The sequence below is a fragment of the Pseudomonas sp. Pseusp16 genome (assembly GCF_047324915.1).
Lineage (GTDB): Bacteria > Pseudomonadota > Gammaproteobacteria > Pseudomonadales > Pseudomonadaceae > Aquipseudomonas > Aquipseudomonas fluorescens_CD.
Map to the genome: position 1 here is coordinate 4,224,446 of NZ_CP168522.1, position 25,500 is coordinate 4,249,945.

A 25,500-nucleotide genomic window follows, 5' to 3' on the forward strand; every position below is an offset into this window, starting at 1 on the left:
AGCGTGATCGAATTGCTCAGCGGATTGTTCCTGCTGATCATCGGCGCCGAATTGATGGTGCGCGCCGCCGTACGCATTGCCGCGCGGTTGCACATACGCCCACTGATCATCGGCCTGACCATCGTTGCTCTCGGCAGCAGCGCACCGCAAATGGCGGTCAGCCTGCAAGCGACCCTGGCGCATAACGCCGACATTGCCGTCGGCAGCGTGATCGGCAGCAGCATTTTCAACATCCTCGTCACCCTCGGGTTGTCTGCGCTGATCATTCCATTGCGGGTTTCCCGGCAACTGGTACGCCTGGATATCCCGCTGATGATCGGCGCCAGCCTGTTGGTGTTCGTACTCGCCTGGAATGAAGAACTGACCCGTGCCGACGGCGTGATGTTGCTGACGGCACTGGCGATTTACCTGGGCCTGTTGCTGCGCCAGTCACGGCATTCGGCGCGGCCGGTATCGAGTCATGACCACCACGGCGACGCGCCATGGCTGAGCAGCCTGCTGATGATTATCGCCGGGCTGGCGATGCTGGTGTACGCCGGGCACTTGCTGTTGGGGGCTGCCGTTGCGGTCGCCACCGATCTTGGGCTGTCGGAGCGGATCATCGGCCTGACCATCGTCGCTGTCAGCACATCACTGCCTGAGCTCGCCACTTCGTTGATCGCCGCGATGCGCGGCGAGCGTGATATTGCCGTGGGCAACGTGATTGGCAGTAACCTGTTCAACCTGTTGGGCGTGCTCGGCTTTACCGCTCTGGTGGCGCCGTCGCCGCTGTCGGTGTCGCCCAACGCCCTGGATTTCGACCTGCCGGTGATGCTCGGCGTCGCGGCGCTGTGCCTGCCGGTGTTCTACTCCGGCTACCGGGTGACTCGCGCCGAAGGCTTGCTGTTACTGGGCTTGTACCTGGCGTATGGGCTGCACGTGGTGTCGTTCACCACCGGCATGCCACTGGCCGGCAAGCTGGAACACTTGATGCTGTTTTTCGTCCTGCCGGCACTGGTGGCGTTCTTGCTGTTCACGTCACTACGCGCCTGGCGTCGCCAACACCATAAGAGGGAAATCCCGTGACCGAGAATAAAAAACCCGGCGTTGAAGTCCGCCGCCAAGTGATGGGCGACGCCTTCGTCGACCGCGCACTGGGCAACGCTACCGAGTTCACCCAGCCGCTGCAGGATTTCGTCAACGAACACGCCTGGGGCGGTGTATGGAATCGCGACGGCCTGCCGCTGAAAACCCGCAGCCTGATCACGCTCGCCGCTCTGACCGCGCTGAAGTGCCCGCAGGAGTTGAAAGGTCACGTGCGCGGTGCGCTGAACAACGGCTGCACCGTGGAGGAGATTCGCGAGGCGCTGCTGCATTGCGCGGTGTATGCCGGCGTGCCGGCGGCGATTGATGCGTTTCGCGCGGCGCAGGAAGTGATTGATAGCTACCAGAAGCCGGAGTAACTATCCGAAAGTTGCAGTGTTGCTCGCGAAGACGGCCCTTCAATTCACCGCAAATCCTGACGCTAGATCCACCCACCCCACTGCAAAAAGAAGATCCCGACGTTGGTGGTGACCGCCGCCATCAACGTGGTGATCACGATGATCGCCGCCGCCAGTTCATGGTTACCATCCGCCGCCCGGGCCATGACGAAACTGGCAGCGGCGGTCGGGCTGCCGAAGTACAGAAACAGAATCCCCAGTTCCGCACCACGAAAGCCCCACAGCCATGCGCCCAGCGTCGCCAGCACCGGCAGGCCGATCATCTTCACCAGGCTGGAGCTCAGCGCCATGTTGCCGCTTTTGCGCAGCGCCGCCAGCGACAGCGTGCCGCCGATGCAGATCAACGCCAGCGGCAGGGTGGTTTGCGCCAGATACTGGCCGGAGGTCTCGAGCCATCCCGGCAAGCCGATCTTGAAAAAGGCGAACGGCGCAGCCGCAATCACGCTGATGATCAGCGGATTGCTGAACACGCTTTTGCAGATGCTCCACGGATCGGACTTGATCACCGGGCTGTACACCGCCAGCACGATGGTCGACAGCGTGTTGTAGAACAGGATCACCAGCGCCGCGAGGATCGCCCCGAGGGAAATCCCGTAGTCGCCATACATGCTTGCCGCCAGCGCCAGGCCGATGACCCCGTTGTTACCGCGAAAGGCACCCTGGGTGTAGATCCCCCGATCTTCCCGCGGGCACTTCCAGATCGCCCAGCCCCAGGCGATGGCAAAACACACCAGCGTTGCCAGGGAGAAGTAGATCAACAACGCCGGCTGCAACGCCGCGTGCAGGTCGGCATGCAGGATGCCCAGAAACAGCAGCGCCGGCATGGTGACGTTGAACACCAATGCTGACGCGGTGTGGATGAAGTTGTCGTTGATCCAGTCGATGCGCTTGAGCAGCACCCCCAGAAACAGCATGGCAAACACCGGCGCGGTGATGTTCAGGGTTTCGAGGAAAATTGCCAGCATGCCGGAAGGACCTTGGGGTGTGCGTCGTTAGGGGGCTAATGATAAGCCACCGGCGACCTCGGCGTCTGGTAGATCGCCTTCGCGAGCAAGCCCGCTCCCACATTTGATCTTCATGCGACGCTGATCCAATGTGGGAGCGGGCTTGCTCGCGAAGCAGGCGACTCGGTCTTACGTAATCGGCGCCGGGTTGAACAGGGTAATGTCGTTATGCAGCTTGTGCTTCTCCGCCCACGTCTGCTGCTTGCCGCTGGCCACGTCCAGGTAGTAGTGGAACAGTTCCCAGCCGAGCTCCTCGATGGATGCGCGCCCGGTGGCAATGCGCCCGGCGTCGATGTCGATCAGGTCCGGCCAGCGTTGCGCCAGTTCGGTCCGTGTCGATACCTTCACCACCGGCGCCATGGCCAGCCCGTAAGGCGTGCCGCGACCGGTAGTGAATACATGCAGGTTCATCCCCGCCGCCAACTGCAATGTACCGCAGACAAAGTCGCTGGCCGGGGTCGCACAGAAAATCAGGCCTTTGCGCTTGAAACGCTCGCCAGGGCCAAGCACGCCATTGATCGCGCTGCTGCCGGACTTGACGATCGAGCCCAATGACTTCTCGACAATGTTCGACAGCCCGCCCTTCTTGTTACCCGGCGTGGTGTTGGCACTGCGATCGGCTTCGCCCTTGGCCAGGTAACGGTCGTACCAGTCCATTTCCCGTACCAGTTCCTGGGCGACGTCCTGGTTTTCCGCGCGGGAGGTCAGCAGATAAATGGCATCGCGCACCTCAGTGACTTCGGAAAACATCACCGTCGCACCGGCCCGCAGCAGCAAGTCCGAGGCATAGCCGAGTGCCGGATTCGCGGTGATGCCGGAGAACGCATCACTACCGCCGCACTGCATACCGAGGATCAGCTCGGATGCCGGCACGGTTTCCCGGCGGCGTTGATCAAGCTTCTTCAGACGGACTTCGGCCAGCTCCATGATCTGCTCGATCATCTCGGTGAAACCGTGGCTGGAATCCTGCAAGCGGTACAACCACGGTTCGCTGAGATCCACCGAGCTGTCGTTGTCGTGCATCACCTGTCCGGCCTGCAACTTCTCGCAGCCCAGGCTGATCACCAGGGCTTCACCGCCCAGGTTCGGGTTGCGCGCCAGGTTGCGCACCGTGCGGATCGGGATGTAGGCGTCGGTAGCGGTAATGGCCACGCCGCAGCCGTAGCTGTGGGTCAGCGCCACCACGTCATCGACGTGCGGGTACTTGGGCAGCAACTCGGCCTTGATGCGCTTGACCGCATGATCGAGCACGCCGGTCACGCATTGCACGGTGGTGGTGATACCGAGAATGTTGCGCGTGCCGACGGTGCCGTCGGCGTTGCGATAACCCTCGAACGTGAAGCCTTCCAGCGGTGCTTGCGCGGCCGGCACGTCGGTGGACAGCGGCAGGCTGTCCAGCGGCGGCGCGGTCGGCATGCGCAGTTGATCTTCCTTGACCCAACTGCCGCGGGGAATCGGCTGCAAGGCGTAGCCAATGACCTGGCCATAACGAATCACCTGGCCACCCTGGGGAATGTCTTCCAGGGTGACCTTGTGGCTCTGTGGCACGAAGTCCACGGTGACCAGGCCGTCCGCAAACTCGGTACCGGCCGGTACGCCTTGATCGTTGACCACGATCACTACGTTGTCCCGCTCGTGCAGGCGGATGTAGCGCGGCGAGTCGGAATGTTCAATCAACTGCATGACGCCGCTCCTCAGGAATGCGCTTGAGACAATTTGCCAGGGGCTTGAGAACCGTTCGCTGGTGGCTCTTTGAGCACCACACGTTTGATCGGGCCCACGATGACCAGATAGCTGAACACCGCGACCAAAGCGTTGCAACCGACAAACACCAGCGCCCACTTGAACGAACCGGTGGAGCTGATGATGTAGCCGATAACGATCGGCGTGGTGATGGAAGCCAGGTTGCCGAAGGTATTGAACAGGCCGCCGCTCAGGCCGGCGATCTGCTTCGGCGAGGTGTCGGATACCACCGCCCAGCCCAATGCACCAACGCCTTTGCCGAAGAATGCCAGGGCCATGAAGCCGACGACCATCCATTCAACATCGACGTAGTTGCACGCCACGATGCTGCTGGAAACCAGCAGGCCGGCGATGATCGGCGCCTTGCGGGCGAAGGTCAGCGAATGGCCCTTGCGCAGCAGGTAATCGGAGATCACCCCGCCGAGCACACCACCGATGAAGCCGCAGATCGCCGGTAACGACGCAATGAAACCGGCCTTGAGAATGGTCATGCCGCGCTCCTGTACCAGGTACACCGGGAACCAGGTCAGGAAGAAGTAAGTGATGCCGTTGATGCAGTACTGGCCCAGGTACACGCCGAGCATCATGCGGTTGGTCAGCAGTTGGCGAATGTAGTCCCACTTCGGGCCGTCGACCTTCTTGCCTTTGCCCTTGTCCTGGTCCATGTCGACCATGCCGCCGTTGTCGGCGATGTGTTTGAACTCGGCGTCATTGATCATCGGATGCTGGCGCGGGCTGTGAATAACCTTCAGCCAGATCCCGGAGAAGATGATGCCAATCACGCCCATGACGATGAACACGTGTTGCCAGCCGAAGCTGTAGACGATCCAGCCCATCAGCGGTGCGAACAGCACGGTGGCGAAGTATTGCGCCGAGTTGAAGATCGCCGAGGCGGTGCCGCGTTCAGCGGTAGGGAACCAGGCCGCCACGATGCGCGCGTTACCGGGGAAAGACGGCGCTTCGGCCAGGCCCACCAGGAAACGCAGCATGAACAGCGCAACCACCGCCGTGGACATGCCGAACTCGCCGACATACCCCTGCAGGACGGTGAACAGCGACCAGGTGAAGATGCTCAACGCATAGATTTTTTTCGATCCGAAACGGTCCAGCAGCCAGCCGCCAGGAATTTGCCCGGCCACGTAGGCCCAACCGAATGCGGAGAAGATGTAGCCGAGGGTAACGGCATCGATGCCCAGGTCTTTCTGCAGGCTGGAGCCGGCGATGGCGATGGTAGCGCGGTCCGCGTAGTTGATCGTGGTCACCAGAAACAGCATGAGCAGGATCAGGTAGCGGACGTGAGTCGGCTTGGTCGATTGCATGTAGATGTACTCCCACTGATTATTTTTATGCGGGTAATAACGGTGTTCTGTAGGAGCGAGCTTGCTCGCGATGGTCGTCAACGATGACGCTGGGCATCAGGCTGAACTTCGCGACCTCGAGACCATCGCGAGCAGAGCTCGCTCCTACAGGGGGCGCGGTATCGTTGCCAATACCACGGAGTTTCTTGTTACGAGCCGATGTAGCTGGTCTTTACGACCGTGTAGAACTCTTGCGCATAGCGACCTTGCTCACGTGATCCATAGGATGAACCTTTACGCCCACCGAACGGAACGTGGTAATCCACACCGGCGGTCGGCAGGTTGACCATCACCATCCCGGCCTGGGAGTGGCGCTTGAAGTGGTTGGCGTATTTCAACGAGCTGGTGGCAATGCCCGCCGACAGGCCGAACTCGGTGTCGTTGGCCATGGCCAGCGCGGCTTCGTAATCAGCTACGCGAACAATGTTGGCCACCGGGCCGAAGATCTCTTCACGGCTGATGCGCATCGCAGCTGTGCTGTCGGCAAACAGGGTTGGCGCGAGGAAGTAGCCTTCGGTGTCGCAGGTCACCAGGCCACCGCCGCTGACCAGGCGTGCACCTTCGGACTGGCCGATGTCGATGTACTTCATGTCCTGTTCAAGTTGAGCTTGCGAGACCACCGGACCGATGTCGGTGCCAGCCTTCAAGGCGTGGCCGACCTTGATCGACTTCATGCGCTCGGCCATGGCTTCGACGAACTTGTCGTGGATGCCGGCGGTGACGATGAAGCGGCTCGATGCGGTGCAACGCTGGCCAGTGGAATAGAACGCACTCTGCACCGACAACTCGACCGCTTGCTGGAGGTCGGCATCGTCGAGAATGATCTGCGGGTTCTTGCCGCCCATTTCCAGCTGGACCTTGGCCTGGCGCGACACACAGCTGACCGCGATCTGACGGCCTACACCGACGGAGCCGGTGAAGCTGATGCCATCGACTTTCGGGCTGTTGACCAGTGCATCACCCACCACGCGACCGCTGCCCATCACCAGGTTGAACACACCGGCCGGGAAGCCGGCGCGTGAGATGATTTCGGCCAGGGCCCAGGCGCAACCCGGTACCAGGTCGGCAGGCTTGAGCACGACGCAGTTGCCGTAGGCCAGGGCCGGAGCGATTTTCCATGCGGGGATGGCAATCGGGAAGTTCCACGGGGTGATCAGACCGACCACGCCCAAGGCTTCGCGAGTGACTTCAACGTTGACGCCCGGACGCACCGACGGCAGGTAGTCGCCGGACAGACGCAGGCACTCGCCGGCGAAGAATTTGAAGATGTTGCCGGCGCGGGTCACTTCACCGATGGCTTCAGGCAGGGTCTTGCCCTCTTCCCTGGCCAGCAGGGTGCCGAGCTCTTCGCGACGGGCGAGGATCTCGCTACCGACTTTATCCAGGGAGTCGTGACGGGCCTGGATGCCCGAAACCGACCACGCAGGGAATGCGGCACGGGCGGCGTCAATGGCGGCGTGGACCTGCGCCAGGTCAGCCTTGGCGTAATCGCCGATGGCGTCGCTCAGTTCGGACGGGTTGATGTTGACCGAGTAATCGGCACCGGCGACCCATTCACCGTTGATGTAGTTGTCGTAGCGCTTTGTCACGAGTCGTTCTCCTCACGCAAAAAGCCGCTGATCGCTCAGCGGCTCTGGTTTGATCGTTGTTATTGCGCGCCCTGCTTGTCGATCAGCGCGGCGAGCATTTCGTACTCTTCGCCGGTCAGATCGGTCAGCGGCGCACGCACGGGACCTGCGTCGTAGCCGGCAATTCTTGCCCCGGCCTTGACGATGCTCACCGCATAACCGGCCTTGCGGTTACGGATGTCCAGGTACGGCAGGAAGAAGTCGTCGATGATCTTGCCAACGGTGGCGTGATCTTCACGAGCGATGGCGTGGTAGAAGTCCATCGCGGTTTTCGGGATGAAGTTGAACACCGCCGAGGAGTAGACCGGTACGCCCAGGGCCTTGTAGGCCGCGGCGTAGACTTCGGCGGTCGGCAAGCCACCCAGGTAGCTGAAGCGATCACCGAGGCGGCGACGGATCGACACCATCAACTCGATATCACCCAGGCCATCCTTGTAGCCGATCAGGTTCGGGCAGCGCTCGGCCAGACGTTCCAGCAGCGGCGCGGTCAGGCGGCAAACGTTACGGTTGTAGACCACTACGCCGATGTTGACTGATTTGCACACGGCTTCAACGTGGGCGGCAACGCCGTCCTGGCTGGCTTCAGTCAGGTAGTGCGGCAGCAGCAACAAGCCTTTGGCGCCCAGACGCTCGGCTTCCTGTGCATATTCGATAGCCTGGCGGGTCGAGCCACCCACGCCGGCCAGGATTGGCACGCTGGAGGCGCATGTGTCGACGGCAGTCTTGATGATTTCCGAATATTCGCTGGCCGCCAGAGAGAAGAACTCACCGGTGCCGCCCGCGGCGAACAGCGCCGAGGCGCCGTATGGGGCCAGCCATTCGAGACGCTTGATGTAACCCGCGCGATTGAAGTCGCCCTGAGCATTGAAATCGGTGACCGGGAAAGACAGCAGACCGGCAGAGAGGATGGACTTCAGTTCTTGTGGATTCATTATTCGAACACCCTGGATAGCGACGTTGTGTGAGAAAACCGTTCAGCCTGCGCCGAAGTTGTAGGTCATCGTATAACTTAAAATACAACCGTCAACTGCATTTCATCGCTGCGGGGGAAAATTGTTCGACAAGAAGGGTGATTAGCCCATGCTTATGGGCCTTTGGTGTTGCGATGGCATGGGGAATTGGCTCGACCGACGGACTTAGTGGAGATACGTTGTCGGAAGAGAAAGATTTTTTGGACTGACTGAAGGTTTGTGAGATGACTACTGGCCCCTTCGTCGGATCGCCGCCCGGAGACAAGCCCGCTCCCACATTGAATCTTCAGTGAACACAAAACTTGTGAGCGCCGGAGATCAAATGTGGGAGCGGGCTTGCTCGCGAAGGCGGAAGATCAGACGATGAATCGCGTGAAGCAGAAAGCCTAACCTCGCTGCGCCTCAGCCTCTTCATGGGCATGGCGCAACCGCTCGCGGCTGTTGGTCAGGTGCAGGCGCATCGCCGCACGGGCGGCATCGGAATCCTGACGGGCAATGGCGTCGTAGATTTCCTCGTGCTCACGGCTCAGGCGACTCATGTAGTGCTGCTGGTCGTCATGGGCCAGGCGCGCGGAATTCAGCCGTGTGCGCGGAATGATGCTGGTGCCCAGGTGAGTCATGATGTCGGTGAAATAGCGGTTGCCGGTGGACAGCGCGATCTCGAGGTGGAAGGCGAAGTCCGACGCCACGGCATCACTGGCGTGGGCGGCGCTTTCATTCAACGCATCGAGGGCGGCGCGCATGTTGGCCAGTTGCTGCGGGCTGCGACGTTGTGCCGCCAGCCCGGCAGACTCCACTTCGAGGCTGATGCGCAGTTCCAGGATCGCCAGTACATCGCGCAAGGTCACCACGGTGGCCGGGTCGATACGAAAGCCGCTCGGGCTCGGTGTGTCGAGCACGAAGGTGCCGATACCGTGGCGGGTTTCCACCTGGCCGGCCGCCTGCAAACGGGATATCGCTTCGCGTACCACCGTGCGGCTGACACCATGGGCATCCATGATGGCCGACTCGGTGGGCAGCTTGTCGCCACGCTTGAGATGACCATCGCGGATCTGCTCGGACAGCACCGTCACCAGTTCCTGAGCGAGGCTGCGGCGCTTGCGTGGGAGGCGTGGTGCGTCGTTCGGGTTTTCCATGGTGAACATCTGTCTCGAAAAGTTCGGCTGCTGTAACGCGCATCATAGCGCAACGCGGTTGTACGATCACCTCACCCCTGTAGGAGCGAGCTTGCTCGCGATGGAGGTTAACGATAACGCGTGCGTCCTGAATCCACGCGGCGTTTTCAAGTCCATCGCGAGCAAGCTCGCTCCTACAAGGGTGTGGTGGTGTTCAGGCAGTCACGGTCTGGTCCACCAGATGGCCATTCTCGATACGGATGTGCCGCGGATGGAAGCGCTTCAGACTGCTGCGATGACCGACGCTGACAATGCTCAGCCCCGGCAACTCATCGATCAGCGCCTGATACAGCGTGGCCTCGTCTTCTTCGTCCATCGCCGAGGTCGCTTCGTCCATATACAGCCATTGCGGTGCATAAAGCAGCGCACGGGCAAAGGCCAGGCGCTGCTGCTCACCCGGCGACAGCATGCGTTGCCAGTGGTTGGCTTCGTCGAGACGGGCAATCAGGTGCGGCAGGCGACAGGTTTCCAGCACGTGCACGTAGCGCTCCTTCGGATAGGTATCGCCGGGCTGTGGATAACTGAGGACATCACGCAGGGTGCCAATCGGCAAATACGGTTTTTGCGGCAGGAACAGGTAGCGCGCCGATGGCAGGCGAATACTGCCGTGGCCGGTCGGCCAAAGATGTCCCATCGCCCGCAGCAGGGTCGACTTGCCGCTGCCGGAACGACCGCTGAGCATCACTCGGTCGCCCTCCTCCACGGTCATGTCGGCGTTGGTCAGCAGGTGACGACCATCAGCCAGGTCGAGGCCGAGGCTGTGCACCTTCAGAGCGGAGCCCGAATTCTGTACGTCGATGGCCGGTGCACGCCCTTCGTTGTCACCCATGGCCTGGTGGAAGCTCAGCAGACGATCACAGGTAGCGCGCCAGGAAGCGAGGTTCTGGTACGCACTGATAAACCAGCTGAAGCTTTCCTGCACATTGCCGAATGCCGAGCTGATCTGCATCAGTTCGCCGAGTTCGATCTTGCCGGAGAGATAACGCGGCGCCGCCACCATGAAGGGGAAGATGATGGCGGCCTGACTGTAACCGGCGGTGAAGAAAGTCAGGCGCTTGGACACTTTCATGATGTCCCAGAAGTTATGCCAGACCATCCCGAAGCGGCCGCTCAACCGACGATTTTCGTTCGGCTCGCCGTTGTACAACGCAATGCTTTCGGCATTCTCGCGAATCCGCACCATGGAGAAACGCAGGTCGGCTTCGAAGCGTTGTTGTTGGTTGTTCAGGCCGATCAGGCGACGACCGATCAAATGTGTCAGCCAGCTGCCGACCACGGCGTAAACCAGCACGCACCAGAACATGTAGCCGGGAATGGTGATGCCGAATACTTCAATGCTGCCCGACACGCCCCACAGAATGATCGAGAACGACACCAGGCTGACGATATTGCGCAGCAACCCGATACCCAGCTCAAGGGTGTTGGAGGTGAAGTTGTTGAGGTCTTCGGAAATCCGCTGGTCCGGGTTATCGGTGTAACCGCCCTGCTCCAGCTGGTAGTAGTTCTTGTCACCCAGCCAGCGGGTGAAATGCTTTTCAGTGAGCCATGCCCGCCAGCGGATCGTCAGCATCTGCGTCAGGTAGAGCCGATACACCGCGCCGACGATCGCCACCGCCGCAATCGCGCAGAAATACAGGATCAGTTGCCAGAACGCGGCCTCGTCCTTCTTTTGCAGGGCGTTGTAGAAGTCCTTGTACCAGGTGTTGAACCACACCGAGATCCCCACGCTGATCAGCGACAGCGCAATCACCGCGATCAGAAGAGTCCAGGCCTTGACCTTCTCTTCACTGCGCCAGTAAGGCGTGATCATCGCCCACACTTTGCGAAAAAACTGCCCGCGCACGGCATCGTTGACCGCGGAATACTCAGCGTTCTGATTCATGGATAAGGCTCGATAGAGAAAAGAAGACGCACGAACCGATCATAGAGGATCGGTTCGGTTTGTTGCGAGATATGGCCCGCATTCGTTCAGCACCGGTTCAGCGGCGAACGGGACGCTTCTGCAGTTTGCGCTGCAGGGTGCGGCGGTGCATGCCCAGGGCGCGGGCCGTGGCGGAGATGTTGCCTTCGTGCTCGGTCAGCACGCGCTGGATGTGTTCCCACTGCAGGCGGTCCACGGACATCGGGTTTTCCGGTACCAGGCTGTCGAGATCGGCGTGTTCGGACAGCAGCGCCGCCAGCACGTCGTCGGCGTCCGCCGGTTTGCACAGGTAGTTGCAGGCACCGCGCTTGATCGCCTCGACGGCAGTGGCAATGCTCGAATAGCCGGTAAGGATCACCACGCGCATTTCCGGGTCCATTTCCAGCAACTTGGGCAGCAGCACCAGGCCCGAATCGCCGTCCATCTTCAGGTCCAGGGCGGCGTAATCCGGCAGATCGGCCTTGGCCAGTTCCAGGCCTTCCTCGGCCGAACTGGCAGTGCTGACGCGAAAACCGCGGCGGGCCATGGCGCGAGCCATGACGCGGGTGAATGTGGCGTCGTCATCGACCAGCAACAAATGCGGCAGTTCTTCGCCTTCGACTTGGATCTCGTCACTCATGTTCGTCTCCTCGGGCGACACGGGGCAGGCGCAGCTCGGTGAGCGTGCCGCCTTCCTCATGACTGTAGAGTTTCACTGAGCCGCCGGCGCGTGTCACGCTGGCCTTGCTCAAAAACAGGCCCAGGCCGAAGCCTTTGCCCTTGGTGGTAAAAAACGGTTTGCCGATTTGCTCGGCGATGGCCAGCGGCACACCGGCACCATGGTCACGAATGCTGATGGTGAGGTTTTCCCAATCCCAGTCCAGCGTCACTTGCAGCCCTTCGGGGCAGGCATCGGCGGCGTTGTTCAACAGATTCAGCAAAGCCTGGGTCAAGTCCGGCGGCGGCGCCATGCGCGGCACTGCGCCCTGGCCGAGACGCTGGAAGCGATAACTGGCTTCCGGGCGCATCAGGTGCCAGCGATTGAGGGCTTCATCAAGCCAATCGGTGACGTCCTGCATCTCCACCGCCAAACGGCGATTGGCCTCCGCGGCGCGCACCAGGTGCTGCAAGGTTTCCTTGCACAGTTTGACCTGATCCTGCAAAACGCTCAGGTCGTCCTGCAACATCGGATCATGGTGGTCCTGACGCATTTCCTTGAGTAGCACACTCATGGTCGCCAGCGGCGTGCCCAATTCATGGGCCGCACCGGCGGCCTGGGTGGCGACGGCCAGCAGTTGCTGGTCGCGCAGGCCTTCTTCGCGACGAATGGCGCGAAGTTCTTCCTGACGGCGCAGCTCTTCGGCCATGCGCGCAGCGAAGAACGTGATCACTGCGGCGGCGAGGGCGAAGCTCAACCACATCCCGTACACCTGCAGGTTTTCCCGCGCGATCGGGAAGGTTTGCAACGGGTAAAACTGTGCCAGCAGCAGCGTGTACATCGTCAGCGCGATACCCGACAGGATCACCGAATAACGCCATGGCAACGTCACCGCGGCAATGGTCAGCGGCACCAGGTAATAGGAAACGAAGGGGTTGGTCGAGCCACCGGAGAAATACAACAATGCGCTGTGGATAAACAGGTCGCAGGCCAGTTGCACGGCGTATTCGAGCTCGGTCACCGGCCACGAGGTGCGCAGGCGAATCGCCGTGAACACGCACAACAGCATCGAACAACCGAGGGTCGCGGCCAATTGAAACCAGGGCAGCGGCAGCAATTCGAGCCAGTAGGCCAGGCCCACGGAACCGGCTTGGGCGGCCAGCACCAACGTGCGGATGAACGTCAGCCGCCAGAGGTTCTGGCGAGTGGCGGAAGTGATTTGAACGGGGGCGAGCATGAGCTCTCCTGATGAGCGCTCCAGGCGGATCGCTGGGAGTATAACCAAGCGCGGGGGCCGACAGGCAAAACTGCGGCAAACGGCCACATGTAGGAGCGAGCATGCTCGCGATGGTCGCCAACGATTACGCGGGAATTCTGACTTCCCGTGACGCTTCCGGATTTTTCGCGAGCAAGCTCGCTCCTACAAAGGGCATGCGCATCTGTATAGAAGTTGTAACTGTGCGAACCAGTGCATAAAAGCTAGAGTCTGATGGTTTCACGCAGGCCCGGACCTAACCCCTGCGCAACTTTCAAGGAGCCTTCATGCACACATTCCGCCGCAGCGCCGCCCTCCTCGCCCTGAGCGTTGGCACCGTCGCCAGCCTCCCGGCCGTGGCCGCCGACGAGCTTCATTACAACCAGATTTCCCTGCGCGCCGAAGTCAGTCAGGAAGTGGCCCGCGACCTGATGATCGTGACCCTCTACACCGAAGAACAGAACAGCGACCCGGCCAAACTCGCCGCCGACGTCAGCACCACCATGAACAAGGCGCTGGCCAAGGCCAAACAAGTCAAGGACATCACCCTGCGCCAGGGCAGTCGCAACAGCTACCCGATCTACGACACCAAGGGCCAGAAAATCACCGGCTGGCGCGAGCGCGCCGAACTGCGCCTGGAAAGCCCGGACTTCGCCGCGCTGTCGAAGCTGACCGGCGAACTGCTCACCGACCTGAAAATGGGCGGCATGGACTTCGCCATCGCCACCCCGACCCGCAAGGCCAGCGAAGACGCCCTGCTCAAGGACGCCATAAGCGCCTTCAAGGCCCGCGCTCAACTGGCCACCGATGCCCTCGGCGGCAAGAGCTACAAGATCGTCAACCTGAACCTCAACAGCAACGGTTATCCACAGCCTTACTTGCGCGCGCCGATGATGATGAAAGCCGCTGCCATGGACGCCGCCCCGGTGACACCGGATGTCGAAGCCGGTACCAGCCAGGTCAGCATGACCGCCGATGGTTCGATTGAAGTGCTGATGCCTTGAATCGATAGCCCGTAATCAGAAGAACGGCGATCACTCACATGATCGCCGTTTTTTTTGGGCAGTTTTCAGGCATGAGCTATAACTGGATAGTCCACTGAGAAAAGCTGGCAGTTGCACGAGGTGCAACTGAGATTAATTAGCCACTATCAGTGCAACAATAACCACTCTTATTCACGCCATACCCACCGCACAAAACGGGGTATAAATAAGTAACACCCCGCCCTGATCGGGAGCACCAGGCGTCCGGGACGCACCCTAAAAGTGCGTCGTTTGCACCGTAAAAAAGCTGCGCAAACGGTCAAATGCGTCAGGAGTTATACAAATGCGACATTAAGGTACGTTCGTGCCACCGTTTAAGGCTTGTAGTCACTCTGGATCTTGCATTGGGTATGGCCCCTGCATAAGTATCCGCAGGCACGACTCACGAGGTCGTCCTCTAATTCCAAAAATGACAACAAATCATGAGGCCACCATGCTTAAACACGCGGTCATTCCGTTTTTAGTTGGCGCAAGCTTGTTAGCCAGCGCACCGTTCGCCCAAGCAGCGACTAACCTGGTGTTCTGCTCCGAAGGGAGCCCGGCCGGTTTCGATCCAGGTCAATACACCACCGGAACCGACTTCGACGCCTCTGCAGAAACCATGTTCAACCGCCTCACCCAGTTCGAGCGCGGCGGCACCGCCGTTGTTCCTGGTCTGGCGACCAAGTGGGACATCTCCGATGACGGCCTGACCTACACCTTCCACCTGCGTGAAGGCGTCAAGTTCCACACTACTCCGTACTTCAAGCCGACTCGTGAGTTCAACGCCGACGACGTGCTGTTCACCTTCAATCGCATGATTAACAAGGATGACCCGTTCCGTAAGGCGTACCCGACCGAATTCCCGTACTTCACCGACATGGGGATGGACACCAACATCACCAAGATCGATAAAGTCGACGACCACACCGTCAAGTTCACCCTCAAGGAAGTTGACGCCGCGTTCATCCAGAACATGGCCATGAGTTTCGCTTCGGTACAGTCCGCCGAGTACGCTGCCCAGCTGCTCAAGGAAGGCAAAGCCGCCGACATCAACCAGAAGCCGGTCGGCACCGGTCCGTTCGTGTTCAAGAGCTACCAGAAAGACTCTAACATCCGCTACACCGGGAACAAGGACTACTGGAAGCCTGACGACGTGAAGATCGACAACCTGATCTTCGCCATCACCACCGACCCGTCGGTACGTATCCAGAAGCTGAAGAAGAACGAGTGCCAGATCACTCTGTTCCCGCGTCCGGCCGACCTGAAGGCGCTCAAGGAAGACAAAACCCTGAAAGTGCCTGATCAGGCTGGTTTCAACCTGGGTTACATCGCCTACAACGTGATGGACAAGATCAAGGGTGACGACAAGCCGAACCCGATGGCCCAACTGAAAGTGCGTCAGGCACTGGACATGGCCGTCAACAAGCAGCAGATCATCGACTCGGTTTACCAGGGCGCGGGCCAACTGGCCGTCAACGCCATGCCACCGACCCAGTGGTCCTACGACACCACTATCAAGGATGCACCGTACAACCCTGAGAAAGCCAAAGAGCTGCTCAAGGAAGCCGGTGTGAAGGAAGGCACCGAAATCGTTCTGTGGGCGATGCCGGTACAGCGTCCGTACAACCCGAACGCCAAGCTGATGGCAGAAATGCTGCAGTCCGACTGGGCGAAGATCGGTATCAAGGCCAAAATCCAGAGCTACGAATGGGGCGAGTACATCAAGCGCTCCAAAGGCGGCGAGAACGGCGCGATGCTGATTGGCTGGAGCGGCGACAACGGTGACCCGGACAACTGGCTGAACGTGCTGTTCGGCTGCGACTCCCTGCAAGGCAACAACTTCTCCAAGTGGTGCGACAAGAAGTTCGACGGCATCGTGAAAGAAGCCAAGCGCACGACCGATCAGGGCAAGCGCACCGAACTGTACAAGCAGGCGCAACACGTCCTCAAAGACGCTGTTCCAATGACACCTATCGCTCACTCGACGGTGTTCCAGCCTATGCGCAACGAAGTGCAGGATTTCAAGATCAGCCCATTTGGCTTGAACTCCTTCTACGGCGTCAGCGTCAGCAAATAAGGTTTTGCAACGGCGACGTTTCTGACGTCGCCGTTGCTTTATCTACCGAGAAAGCAGGAATTCGCCTACATCCAAATCCGCAGCTGGCTACAGCATCGGGTGAGGACGCGTTGCCATTTCCTACGAGTCTTTAGGACTCTACGCATTTACTGCCGGACCCGTGGCTCATACCGTCGGGATCCGACCAGTGCATGCGTGGGTCATCGGTTACTGCTGCGTGCATGGCTTGAAATCAGTGATGCCTCTACGTCTGCGTACAGGACGGCGGCTCACTGACAACACTTTGAGAGAAAGGGGAGCGTTATGCGCCATACCTTGGTTTTATCCGCATTGCTAGGCACCGGCCTGTTGGCCGCCACTTCCATCAGCCAGGCCGCCAACAACAGCCTGGTGTTCTGCTCCGAAGGCAGCCCCGCCGGTTTCGATACGGCGCAGTACACCACTGCGACCGACAACGATGCCGCCGAGCCGCTGTACAACCGATTGGCAGAGTTTGAGAAAGGCGCGACCAACGTCGTACCGGGCCTGGCCACGAGCTGGGATATTTCCGAGGACGGCCTCAAGTACACCTTCCACCTGCGCGAAGGGGTGAAGTTTCATACCACCAAATACTTCACGCCAACCCGTGATTTCAATGCCGATGACGTGCTGTTCACGTTCAATCGCATGCTCGACCCGCAACAACCTTTCCGTAAGGCCTATCCGACAGAGTTTCCGTACTTCAACGGGATGAGCCTGAACAAGAACATCGCCAAGGTCGAAAAGACCGGGCCGCTGACCGTGGTCATGACGCTCAACAGCGTGGACGCCGCGTTCATCCAGAACATCGCCATGAGCTTCGCCGCCATCCTTTCGGCCGAATACGCCGACAAGCTGCTGGCGCAAGGCAAACCGAGCGACATCAACCAGAAGCCGGTCGGCACCGGGCCGTTCGTGTTCAAGAGCTACCAGAAAGACTCGAACATCCGTTACGCCGGTAACAAGCATTACTGGGACCCGAGCCGGGTCAAGCTCGACAACCTGATTTTCGCCATCAACACCGACGCCTCGGTGCGCGTGCAGAAACTCAAGGCCGGCGAATGCCAGATCACCTTGCACCCGCGCCCTGCCGATGTGACCGCGCTGAAGAATGACCCGGCCCTGCAACTGATCGAGAAGCCTGGTTTCAACCTCGGCTACATCGCCTACAACGTGCGCCACAAACCGTTCGACCAGCTCGAAGTGCGCCAGGCGCTGGACATGGCGGTGAACAAGCAAGGCATTCTCAATGCCGTTTACCAGGGCGCGGGGCAACTGGCGGTCAACGCCATGCCGCCGACCCAATGGTCCTACGACAACACTATCAAGGACGCCGCCTACAACCCGGAAAAAGCCAGGGAATTGCTCAAGGCTGCCGGCGTCAAGGAAGGCACTGAAATCACCCTCTGGGCCATGCCGGTCCAGCGTCCGTACAACCCCAACGCCAAGTTGATGGCCGAGATGCTCCAGGCTGACTGGGCGAAGATCGGCCTCAAGGTCAAGATCGTCAGCTATGAGTGGGGCGAGTACATCAAGCGCACCAAAAATGGCGAGCACGACATCAGCCTGATTGGCTGGACCGGTGACAATGGTGACCCGGACAACTGGCTCGGCACGCTGTACAGCTGCGATGCCATTGGTGGCAACAACTACTCCATGTGGTGCGATCCGGCTTACGACAAGCTGATCAAGCAAGCCAAGGTCGTCACCGACCGGGACCAGCGCACCCAGCTCTACAAACAGGCGCAGCAGTTGCTCAAACAGCAAGTGCCGATCACGCCAGTCGCCCACTCAACGGTCAACCAGCCGCTGAGCGCCAAAATCGAAGGATTCAAGGTGAGCCCGTTCGGCCGCAATGTGTTCTCGGGTGTCAGCATAGAAAAATAACCGATTAGCCAGAAATGCCAGGGGGCGGATTTTTCCGCCCCCACGCAGACGCTTTGCCGTCTTTCGCCAAATTGGTCGACAGCAAACGTTTGCGATGCCGTGAATGAGTTCTAAACCAATAGCCGGATCACAAAAAAAGACCGGTATAAAAAAAGAAAGTAAGGAGCTTTACCCATGAAACTGAGCAGCACCGCGTTATTGGCCTTGGCCATCAGCAGCGTAACCGCTACGGCTTACGCAGAAACCCAAAGCCAGGCTTTCACCCCGGTTACCGTGAACGAGAAAAGCGCCCAGAGCGAAGCCACCGGCTTTGTCGAAGGCCAGTCGATCACCGGCACCACGCGTAACTGGTACGCCAACGAGCAACTGCAACGCGGCGCCAAATTCGCCTACAAGAAGGACGGCGTTTCGACTCCAACCGATCGCCGGATCAACTGGGTCCAGGGCACCATCCTCAAGTACAACTCGGGCTTCACCGAAGGCACTGTCGGTTTCAGCACTGAAGTGGCGGCCTACAACGCGATCGCTCTGGATCGCGACCGCAAGGACCTGGCATCCAACAACGGTGGCGCACCGGGCACTCGTCCAGGCGCGGGTAACAACCGTACCCTGACCAAGGAAGGCGGCGACGCTCAAGGCCAGTGGAGCAAACTGGGCCTGGCCAACGTCAAGGCACGTATCTCCAACACCACCCTGACCGCCGGCCGCATGAACTTCAGCAGCCCGATGGTCGACGTGATCGGTAACCGTGCACTGCCTTCGAGCTTCGAAGGTCTGGCCATCCACAGCGAAGAGCTGAACAACCTGGCCTTCGACCTGGCCACCTTCGACCGCAACTCACCGCGTACAGAAGAAAGCCAGCGCAAATTCCGCACCGAATACGCCAACGGCATCGTCGAAACTGATCACGTCTACACCGGCGGCATCACCTACAACCCGCTCGCCAGCCTGACCACCAGCCTCTGGGCGACCCAGGCTGAAGACATCTGGAACCAGTACTACTTCGGCGCCTCTCACGTACTGGGCGATAGCCAGGTACTGAGCCTGACCACCGGCCTGAACTACTACAAAACCAAGGAAACCGGTAAGGCCCTGATCGGCGACATCGACAACGATACCTATTCCCTGTCGTTCGGCCTGACCCACCAGGCTCACAGCCTGACCTTCTCGTACCAGGAAGTGAACGGTAACGAGTACTTCGACTACCTGCACGAAACCAACGGCATCTACCTGGCCAACTCCCTGCTGTCGGACTTCAACGGCCCGAACGAAAAATCGTTCCAGGTTGCCTACGGTCTGAACATGGCCGAATACGGCGTACCGGGCCTGAAGTTCAACATCTACCAGGCTCGCGGCTGGGGTATCGACGGTACTCACTACACCGGCAACGGCGGCGTGGCAGGCAAGGGTTACGACGGCATCCAGGCCCAGGACGGCGAAACCCATTATGAATACGGCATCGGCGCGACCTACGCCGTGCAGAGCGGCCCGCTCAAGGCCACCACGATCCGCGGCACCTACACCGCTCACCGTGCCAGCGAAAACCAGGCTGACGGCAGCATCAACGAGTTCCGTCTCGTGACCACGGTTCCGTTCAACATCCTGTAATACCGCTGCCGAACGGTGGGTTCAGCGATGAATCGGCCGTTCGGCTTTTGTCCTTTAACTGATTGCAGAGGGTTCTTGATGAAAATGCTTCCCCTACGTGCGGCCATCGCGGCTGCTTTGCTCAGTGTCGCTGTCGGTGTCTCGGCCAAACCCCTGGTGGTTTGCACCGAAGCCAGCCCCGAAGGCTTCGACATGGTCCAGTACACGACTGCAGTCACCGCCGACGCCGTGGCCGAAACCATCTTCAATCGCCTGGCGGACTTCAAGCCCGGTACCACCGAAGTGATTCCGGCGCTGGCCGAATCCTGGGACATCAGCGAAGACGGCCTGACGTACACGTTCCACCTGCGTAAAGGCGTCAAGTTCCACACCACCGAATACTTCAAGCCGACCCGCGACATGAACGCCGACGACGTGGTCTGGAGCTTCCAGCGTCAGCTGGACCCGAATCATCCGTGGCACAAGCTGTCGAGCGTGGGCTTCCCGTACTTTGAAAGCATGGGCTTCAAGGAACTGCTGAAAAACGTCGAGAAAGTCGACGACAACACGGTCAAGTTCACCCTGACCCGTCGCGAAGCGCCGTTCCTGGCCGACATCGCCATGGCCTTCTCCTCGATCTACCCGGCCGAATACGCCGACCAGCTGCTCAAGGCCAACAAGACCGGCGACCTGAACAGCAAGCCGATCGGCACCGGCCCGTTTGTCTTCCAGCGTTACAACAAGGATGCCCAGGTTCGTTTCAAGGCCAACCCGGACTACTTCCGCGGCAAGCCGCCAGCCGATTCGCTGATCCTGGCCATCGCGACCGACAACAACGTGCGCCTGCAGAAGCTCAAGGCCAACGAGTGCCAGGTCGCGCTGTATCCGAAGCCGGATGACATCCCGAGCATCAAGAAAGACCAGAAGCTGAAGGTCGATGAACTCAATGCCATGACCGTTTCGTATATCGCCATGAACACCCAGCACAAGTACATGAGCGACGTGCGCGTGCGCAAAGCCATCGACATCGCCTTCGACAAGGAAGCCTATGTCAACGCGCTGTTCGGCAAGGGCAATGCCACCGTGGGCGTCAACCCGTTCCCGGATACCCTGCTGGGCTTTAACCACAGCCTGAAAAACCCGCCACGTGACCTGGACAAGGCTCGCGCCCTGCTCAAGGAAGCCGGCGTACCGGAAGGCACCACGTTCACCCTGTTCACCCGCAACGGTGGCGGTCCGACCAACCCGAACCCGATGCTCGGCGCGCAGATGATGCAAGCCGACCTGGCCAAGGTCGGGATCAAGATCGACATCCGCGTGATGGAATGGGGCGAAATGCTCAAACGCGCGAAAAACGGCGAGCACGATATGGTTTCCGCCGGATGGGCGGGCGATAACGGCGACCCGGATAACTTCCTGACGCCTATGCTCAGTTGTGAAGCGGCCAAGAACGGAGAAAACTACGCCCGCTGGTGCAGTGACAAGTTCCAGGCGCTGATCGACCAGGCCCGGGAAAAAACCGATCCGGCCGAGCGTGCAGCCCTCTACGAGCAGGCCCAGGTTGTTTTCAACCAGGACCAGCCATGGATCAGCATGGCGCACACTAGAATGTTTACCGCAATGCGCAACAACGTAGAGGGCTATAACATTAGCCCCCTCACCACGAATAACTTCGCCACCACCCAGGTGAAGTAGATAAGAAAACTCCCGGCATGCCTGACCCAGGCATGCCGGGCACGCCTAACCGGCTGATGAGGTACACCTTACGATGTTTAGTTTTATTGCCCGCCGACTGGGGTTACTGATCCCCACGTTTTTCGGCATCACCTTGCTGACATTCGCGTTGATTCGCATGATCCCTGGCGACCCCGTGGAAGTCATGATGGGCGAACGCAGAGTCGACCCGGAAATGCACGCTCAGGCAATGGAACGCCTAGGTCTGAACAAACCCCTGTATGCCCAGTACCTGGATTACATCGGCAAACTGGCCCACGGCGACCTCGGTGAATCTCTGCGAACCCGTGAAAGCGTCTGGTCCGAGTTCAGCTCTCTATTCCCCGCGACCCTGGAACTGGCCACGGCCGCCATGTTGTTCGCCGGCGTCCTGGGCCTTCTGGCCGGGGTGATCGCGGCACTCAAGCGAGGGTCCCTGTTCGACCATGGGGTGATGGGGGTCTCCCTGGCGGGATACTCGATGCCGATCTTCTGGTGGGGCCTGATCCTGATCATGTTCTTCTCGGTGAGCCTGGGCTGGACCCCGGTGTCCGGGCGGATCGACCTGCTCTACGACATCGAGCCGCGCACCGGCTTCATGTTGATCGACACGCTGCTGGCCGATGACGTCAGCGCGTTCCTCGATGCCCTGCACCACCTGATCCTGCCGGCCATCGTGCTGGGCACCATCCCGCTGGCGGTGATCGCGCGGATGACCCGCTCTTCGATGCTCGAAGTGCTGCGTGAAGACTACATTCGCACCGCCAAGGCCAAGGGCCTGTCGCCGTCGCGCGTGGTGTTCGTGCACGGTCTGCGTAACGCGCTGATTCCGGTACTGACGGTGGTCGGCCTGCAAGTCGGCACCCTGCTGGCCGGTGCGGTCCTGACCGAAACCATCTTCTCGTGGCCCGGCATCGGCAAATGGCTGATCGAAGCCATTGGCGCCCGAGACTATCCCGTCGTGCAAAACGGCATCCTGTTAATCGCCTGCCTGGTGATTCTGGTCAACTTCGTAGTGGACATCCTCTACGGCTTTGCCAACCCACGCATCCGTCATCAGCGCTGAGATCATGACCATGACCACTCCAATTCCATCGGTAGCAGTCGATCAAAGCCTGCTGTACCCATCGCCGTACAAAGAATTCTGGCAAGCATTCTCCAAGAACAAAGGTGCCGTCGCCGGCCTGATGTTCATGCTGCTGGTGATTTTCTGCGCCATTTTCGCGCCGTGGGTTGCCCCCCACAACCCGAGTGAGCAATTCCGTGACTTCCTGCTGACCCCGCCGGCCTGGCTGGAAGGTGGGAAGATCCAGTTCCTGCTCGGCACCGACGAACTGGGTCGCGACCTGCTGTCGCGCCTGATCACTGGCTCGCGCCTGTCCTTGATGATCGGCTTGTCGTCGGTTGTCATGTCGCTGATCCCGGGGATCCTGCTGGGCCTGTTCGCCGGGTTCTTCCCGCGCGTGGTCGGCCCGACCATCATGCGCCTGATGGACATCATGCTGGCCCTGCCGTCCCTGCTGCTGGCCGTGGCGATCGTCGCCATCCTCGGCCCTGGCCTGATCAACACCGTGATCGCCATCGCCGTGGTGTCCCTGCCGTCCTACGTTCGCCTGACCCGTGCTGCGGTAATGGGTGAACTGAACCGCGACTACGTGACCGCCGCGCGCCTGGCCGGTGCCGGCCTGCCACGCCTGATGTTCGTCACCGTACTGCCGAACTGCATGGCGCCGCTGATCGTTCAGGCCACCCTGAGCTTCTCTTCGGCGATCCTCGATGCCGCCGCACTGGGCTTCCTCGGCCTTGGCGTACAACCGCCAACCCCTGAGTGGGGCACCATGCTGGCTTCGGCCCGCGACTACATCGAACGCGCCTGGTGGGTGGTGAGCCTGCCTGGTTTGACCATTTTGCTCAGCGTGCTGGCAATCAACCTGATGGGCGACGGCCTGCGCGATGCGCTGGACCCGAAACTCAAGAACGCCGCCTGAGGAGATTCCCATGTCACTGTTAGAAATCAAGAATCTCAACGTTCGCTTCGGCGACAAAAACGCCACGCCAGTCGTCGATGGCCTCGACCTGAAAGTGGACAAGGGCGAAGTGCTGGCCATCGTTGGCGAGTCCGGTTCCGGCAAATCCGTGACCATGATGGCGCTGATGGGGCTGATCGAGCATCCAGGCATCGTCACCGCCGACTCGCTGATCTTTGACGGCAAGGACATGCTCAAGCTCAACAATCGCCAGCGTCGGCAGATCGTCGGTAAAGACCTGTCCATGGTCTTCCAGGATCCGATGACCGCGCTGAACCCGAGCTACACCGTCGGTTTCCAGATCGAAGAAGTACTGCGCCTGCACCTGAAAATGTCCGGCAAGGCTGCCCGCAAGCGCGCCATCGAACTGCTGGAAAAAGTTGAAATCCCGGGTGCCGCCAGCCGTATGGACGCCTACCCGCATCAACTGTCCGGTGGTATGAGCCAGCGTGTCGCGATTGCCATGGCGATTGCCGGCGAGCCGAAACTGCTGATCGCCGACGAACCGACCACTGCCCTCGACGTGACGATTCAGGCGCAGATCATGGATCTGCTGCTGGCGTTGCAGAAAGAGCAGAACATGGGCCTGGTACTGATCACCCACGACCTCGCCGTCGTGGCCGAAACCGCCCAGCGCGTATGCGTGATGTACGCCGGCCAGGCGGTCGAGGTCGGTCAGGTGCCGCAACTGTTCGACATTCCGGCACACCCGTACAGCGAAGCGCTGCTCAAGGCGATTCCGGAACACAGCCTGGGTGCCTCGCGCCTGTCGACCCTGCCAGGCATCGTTCCCGGTCGCTACGACCGTCCGCAGGGTTGCCTGCTGTCGCCACGCTGCCCGTACGTGAAAGACAACTGCCGTCAACAACGTCCGGCCCTTGACCAGAAAAGCAACAGCCTCGCTCGCTGCTTCTACCCGCTGAACCAGGAGGTGGCGTAATGGCCGTCGTTCTTACCGCCCGCGACCTGACCCGTCACTACGAGGTGTCCCGAGGCCTGTTCAAGGGTCACGCCACCGTTCGCGCCCTCAACGGCGTATCGTTCGAACTGGAAGCCGGCAAGACCCTCGCCGTCGTAGGCGAGTCGGGCTGCGGCAAATCCACCCTGGCCCGTGCCCTGACCCTGATCGAAGAGCCGTCCTCCGGCTCCTTGAAAATTGCCGGGCAGGAAGTCGCCGGTGCCGACAAGGCCCAGCGCAAACAACTGCGCAAAGACGTGCAGATGGTGTTCCAGAGCCCTTACGCCTCGTTGAACCCACGGCAGAAAGTCGGTGATCAGCTTGCAGAGCCATTATTGATCAACACCAACCTGAGTGCCGCGGAACGCCGTGAGAAAGTCCAGGCGATGATGAAGCAGGTGGGCTTGCGTCCCGAGCACTACCAGCGTTATCCGCACATGTTCTCCGGCGGTCAGCGCCAGCGGATCGCCCTGGCCCGCGCAATGATGCTGCAACCGAAAGTGCTGGTGGCGGACGAACCGACATCGGCACTGGACGTATCGATCCAGGCACAGGTGCTCAACCTGTTCATGGATCTGCAGCAAGAGTTCAACACCGCCTATGTGTTCATTTCCCACAACCTGGCGGTGGTGCAACACGTTGCCGATGACGTGATGGTGATGTACCTCGGTCGCCCGGTCGAAATGGGTCCGAAGAACGACATCTACGAACGTCCTCTGCACCCTTACACCCAGGCACTGCTGTCGGCCACGCCGACGATTCACCCGGACCCGAACAAGCCGAAAATCAAGATCGTCGGCGAGTTGCCCAACCCGCTGAACCCGCCGTCCGGCTGCGCCTTCCACAAGCGCTGCCCCTACGCCACCGAGCGTTGCAGCACTGAAGAGCCGGCCCTGCGCCTGCTCGACAGACGCCAGGTGGCTTGCCACTACGCCGAGCAGTTCCTCGACGGCGCGGCATAAAAAACGGCAGGAGCGAGCTTGCTCGCTACTGCCGGGATTCACGAATTAACCCAACCCCTTCCACTTCGATTGC

At 60.2% G+C, this 25,500-nt stretch carries 20 protein-coding genes; 11 read left to right on the plus strand and 9 right to left on the minus strand.

Annotation, left to right across the window (positions count from 1 at the left end):
• The first annotated feature begins 3 nt into the window (after positions 1 to 3).
• Both ACEN8Q_RS19290 and ACEN8Q_RS19295 read left to right on the plus strand, forming a co-directional pair.
• Positions 4 to 1,065, plus strand: coding sequence for a calcium/sodium antiporter (locus tag ACEN8Q_RS19290; protein ID WP_413426929.1), 1,062 nt, complete (start codon positions 4 to 6; stop codon positions 1,063 to 1,065).
• A gap of 41 nt (positions 1,066 to 1,106) precedes the next feature.
• Positions 1,107 to 1,442 (plus strand): carboxymuconolactone decarboxylase family protein, encoded by a 336-nt coding sequence (locus ACEN8Q_RS19295; protein ID WP_413426931.1) that lies wholly within the window; start codon positions 1,107 to 1,109, stop codon positions 1,440 to 1,442.
• Positions 1,443 to 1,504: 62 nt separating this feature from the next.
• Here ACEN8Q_RS19295 and ACEN8Q_RS19300 read toward each other — a convergent pair whose 3' ends face one another.
• From ACEN8Q_RS19300 to ACEN8Q_RS19340, 9 genes are all read right to left on the minus strand, one after another.
• Positions 1,505 to 2,446, minus strand: coding sequence for an AEC family transporter (locus ACEN8Q_RS19300; RefSeq protein ID WP_413703586.1), 942 nt, complete (start codon positions 2,444 to 2,446; stop codon positions 1,505 to 1,507).
• A gap of 168 nt (positions 2,447 to 2,614) precedes the next feature.
• Entirely contained in the window at positions 2,615 to 4,168 is a 1,554-nt protein-coding gene (gene garD / locus ACEN8Q_RS19305; protein WP_413426890.1) for a galactarate dehydratase, read from the minus strand.
• Positions 4,169 to 4,179: 11 nt separating this feature from the next.
• Positions 4,180 to 5,547 (minus strand): MFS transporter, encoded by a 1,368-nt coding sequence (locus tag ACEN8Q_RS19310; RefSeq protein ID WP_085714532.1) that lies wholly within the window; start codon positions 5,545 to 5,547, stop codon positions 4,180 to 4,182.
• Between the two features lie 188 nt (positions 5,548 to 5,735).
• A complete protein-coding gene (locus tag ACEN8Q_RS19315) occupies positions 5,736 to 7,175 on the minus strand; it encodes an aldehyde dehydrogenase family protein (protein WP_413426892.1) in 1,440 nt (479 codons plus the stop codon).
• 59 nt (positions 7,176 to 7,234) lie between these two features.
• Positions 7,235 to 8,146 carry a 5-dehydro-4-deoxyglucarate dehydratase gene (gene kdgD / locus ACEN8Q_RS19320; RefSeq protein WP_057398863.1) on the minus strand — a complete coding sequence of 304 codons (912 nt, stop codon included), beginning with the start codon at positions 8,144 to 8,146 and terminating at the stop codon, positions 7,235 to 7,237.
• Between the two features lie 425 nt (positions 8,147 to 8,571).
• Positions 8,572 to 9,321: a FadR/GntR family transcriptional regulator gene (locus ACEN8Q_RS19325; protein ID WP_181456723.1), complete on the minus strand. Its 750-nt coding sequence runs from the start codon at positions 9,319 to 9,321 to the stop codon at positions 8,572 to 8,574.
• Between the two features lie 193 nt (positions 9,322 to 9,514).
• Positions 9,515 to 11,242, minus strand: a complete 1,728-nt coding sequence (locus ACEN8Q_RS19330) for an ABC transporter ATP-binding protein/permease (protein WP_413426896.1) — start codon at positions 11,240 to 11,242, stop codon at positions 9,515 to 9,517.
• Positions 11,243 to 11,339: 97 nt separating this feature from the next.
• Entirely contained in the window at positions 11,340 to 11,900 is a 561-nt protein-coding gene (locus tag ACEN8Q_RS19335; protein ID WP_008000948.1) for a response regulator transcription factor, read from the minus strand.
• Positions 11,893 to 13,155, minus strand: coding sequence for an ATP-binding protein (locus tag ACEN8Q_RS19340; RefSeq protein WP_413426898.1), 1,263 nt, complete (start codon positions 13,153 to 13,155; stop codon positions 11,893 to 11,895). The genes ACEN8Q_RS19335 and ACEN8Q_RS19340 overlap by 8 nt, the downstream gene beginning before the upstream one ends.
• Before the next feature lie 305 nt (positions 13,156 to 13,460).
• Between ACEN8Q_RS19340 and ACEN8Q_RS19345 the strand changes: the two genes are divergently transcribed.
• From ACEN8Q_RS19345 to ACEN8Q_RS19385, 9 genes are all read left to right on the plus strand, one after another.
• The gene (locus tag ACEN8Q_RS19345) at positions 13,461 to 14,177 is read left to right on the plus strand and encodes an SIMPL domain-containing protein (protein ID WP_413426900.1); all 717 of its coding nucleotides are present in this window, start codon (positions 13,461 to 13,463) and stop codon (positions 14,175 to 14,177) included.
• Positions 14,178 to 14,649: 472 nt separating this feature from the next.
• Positions 14,650 to 16,275, plus strand: coding sequence for an ABC transporter substrate-binding protein (locus ACEN8Q_RS19350; protein ID WP_413426902.1), 1,626 nt, complete (start codon positions 14,650 to 14,652; stop codon positions 16,273 to 16,275).
• 303 nt (positions 16,276 to 16,578) lie between these two features.
• Entirely contained in the window at positions 16,579 to 18,180 is a 1,602-nt protein-coding gene (locus tag ACEN8Q_RS19355; protein WP_413703587.1) for an ABC transporter substrate-binding protein, read from the plus strand.
• Positions 18,181 to 18,354: 174 nt separating this feature from the next.
• Positions 18,355 to 19,788 (plus strand): OprD family porin, encoded by a 1,434-nt coding sequence (locus ACEN8Q_RS19360; protein ID WP_413703588.1) that lies wholly within the window; start codon positions 18,355 to 18,357, stop codon positions 19,786 to 19,788.
• 78 nt (positions 19,789 to 19,866) lie between these two features.
• Entirely contained in the window at positions 19,867 to 21,462 is a 1,596-nt protein-coding gene (locus ACEN8Q_RS19365) for an ABC transporter substrate-binding protein (protein WP_413703589.1), read from the plus strand.
• 73 nt (positions 21,463 to 21,535) lie between these two features.
• Positions 21,536 to 22,546, plus strand: coding sequence for an ABC transporter permease subunit (locus tag ACEN8Q_RS19370; RefSeq protein WP_413703590.1), 1,011 nt, complete (start codon positions 21,536 to 21,538; stop codon positions 22,544 to 22,546).
• Between the two features lie 10 nt (positions 22,547 to 22,556).
• Complete coding sequence (locus ACEN8Q_RS19375; protein WP_413703591.1) at positions 22,557 to 23,468, plus strand: ABC transporter permease subunit; 912 nt, start codon at positions 22,557 to 22,559, stop codon at positions 23,466 to 23,468.
• Between the two features lie 10 nt (positions 23,469 to 23,478).
• Positions 23,479 to 24,447: an ABC transporter ATP-binding protein gene (locus ACEN8Q_RS19380; RefSeq protein WP_413426913.1), complete on the plus strand. Its 969-nt coding sequence runs from the start codon at positions 23,479 to 23,481 to the stop codon at positions 24,445 to 24,447.
• The gene (locus ACEN8Q_RS19385) at positions 24,447 to 25,427 is read left to right on the plus strand and encodes a peptide ABC transporter ATP-binding protein (protein ID WP_008018751.1); all 981 of its coding nucleotides are present in this window, start codon (positions 24,447 to 24,449) and stop codon (positions 25,425 to 25,427) included. The genes ACEN8Q_RS19380 and ACEN8Q_RS19385 overlap by 1 nt, the downstream gene beginning before the upstream one ends.
• The last annotated feature ends 73 nt before the right edge of the window (positions 25,428 to 25,500 follow it).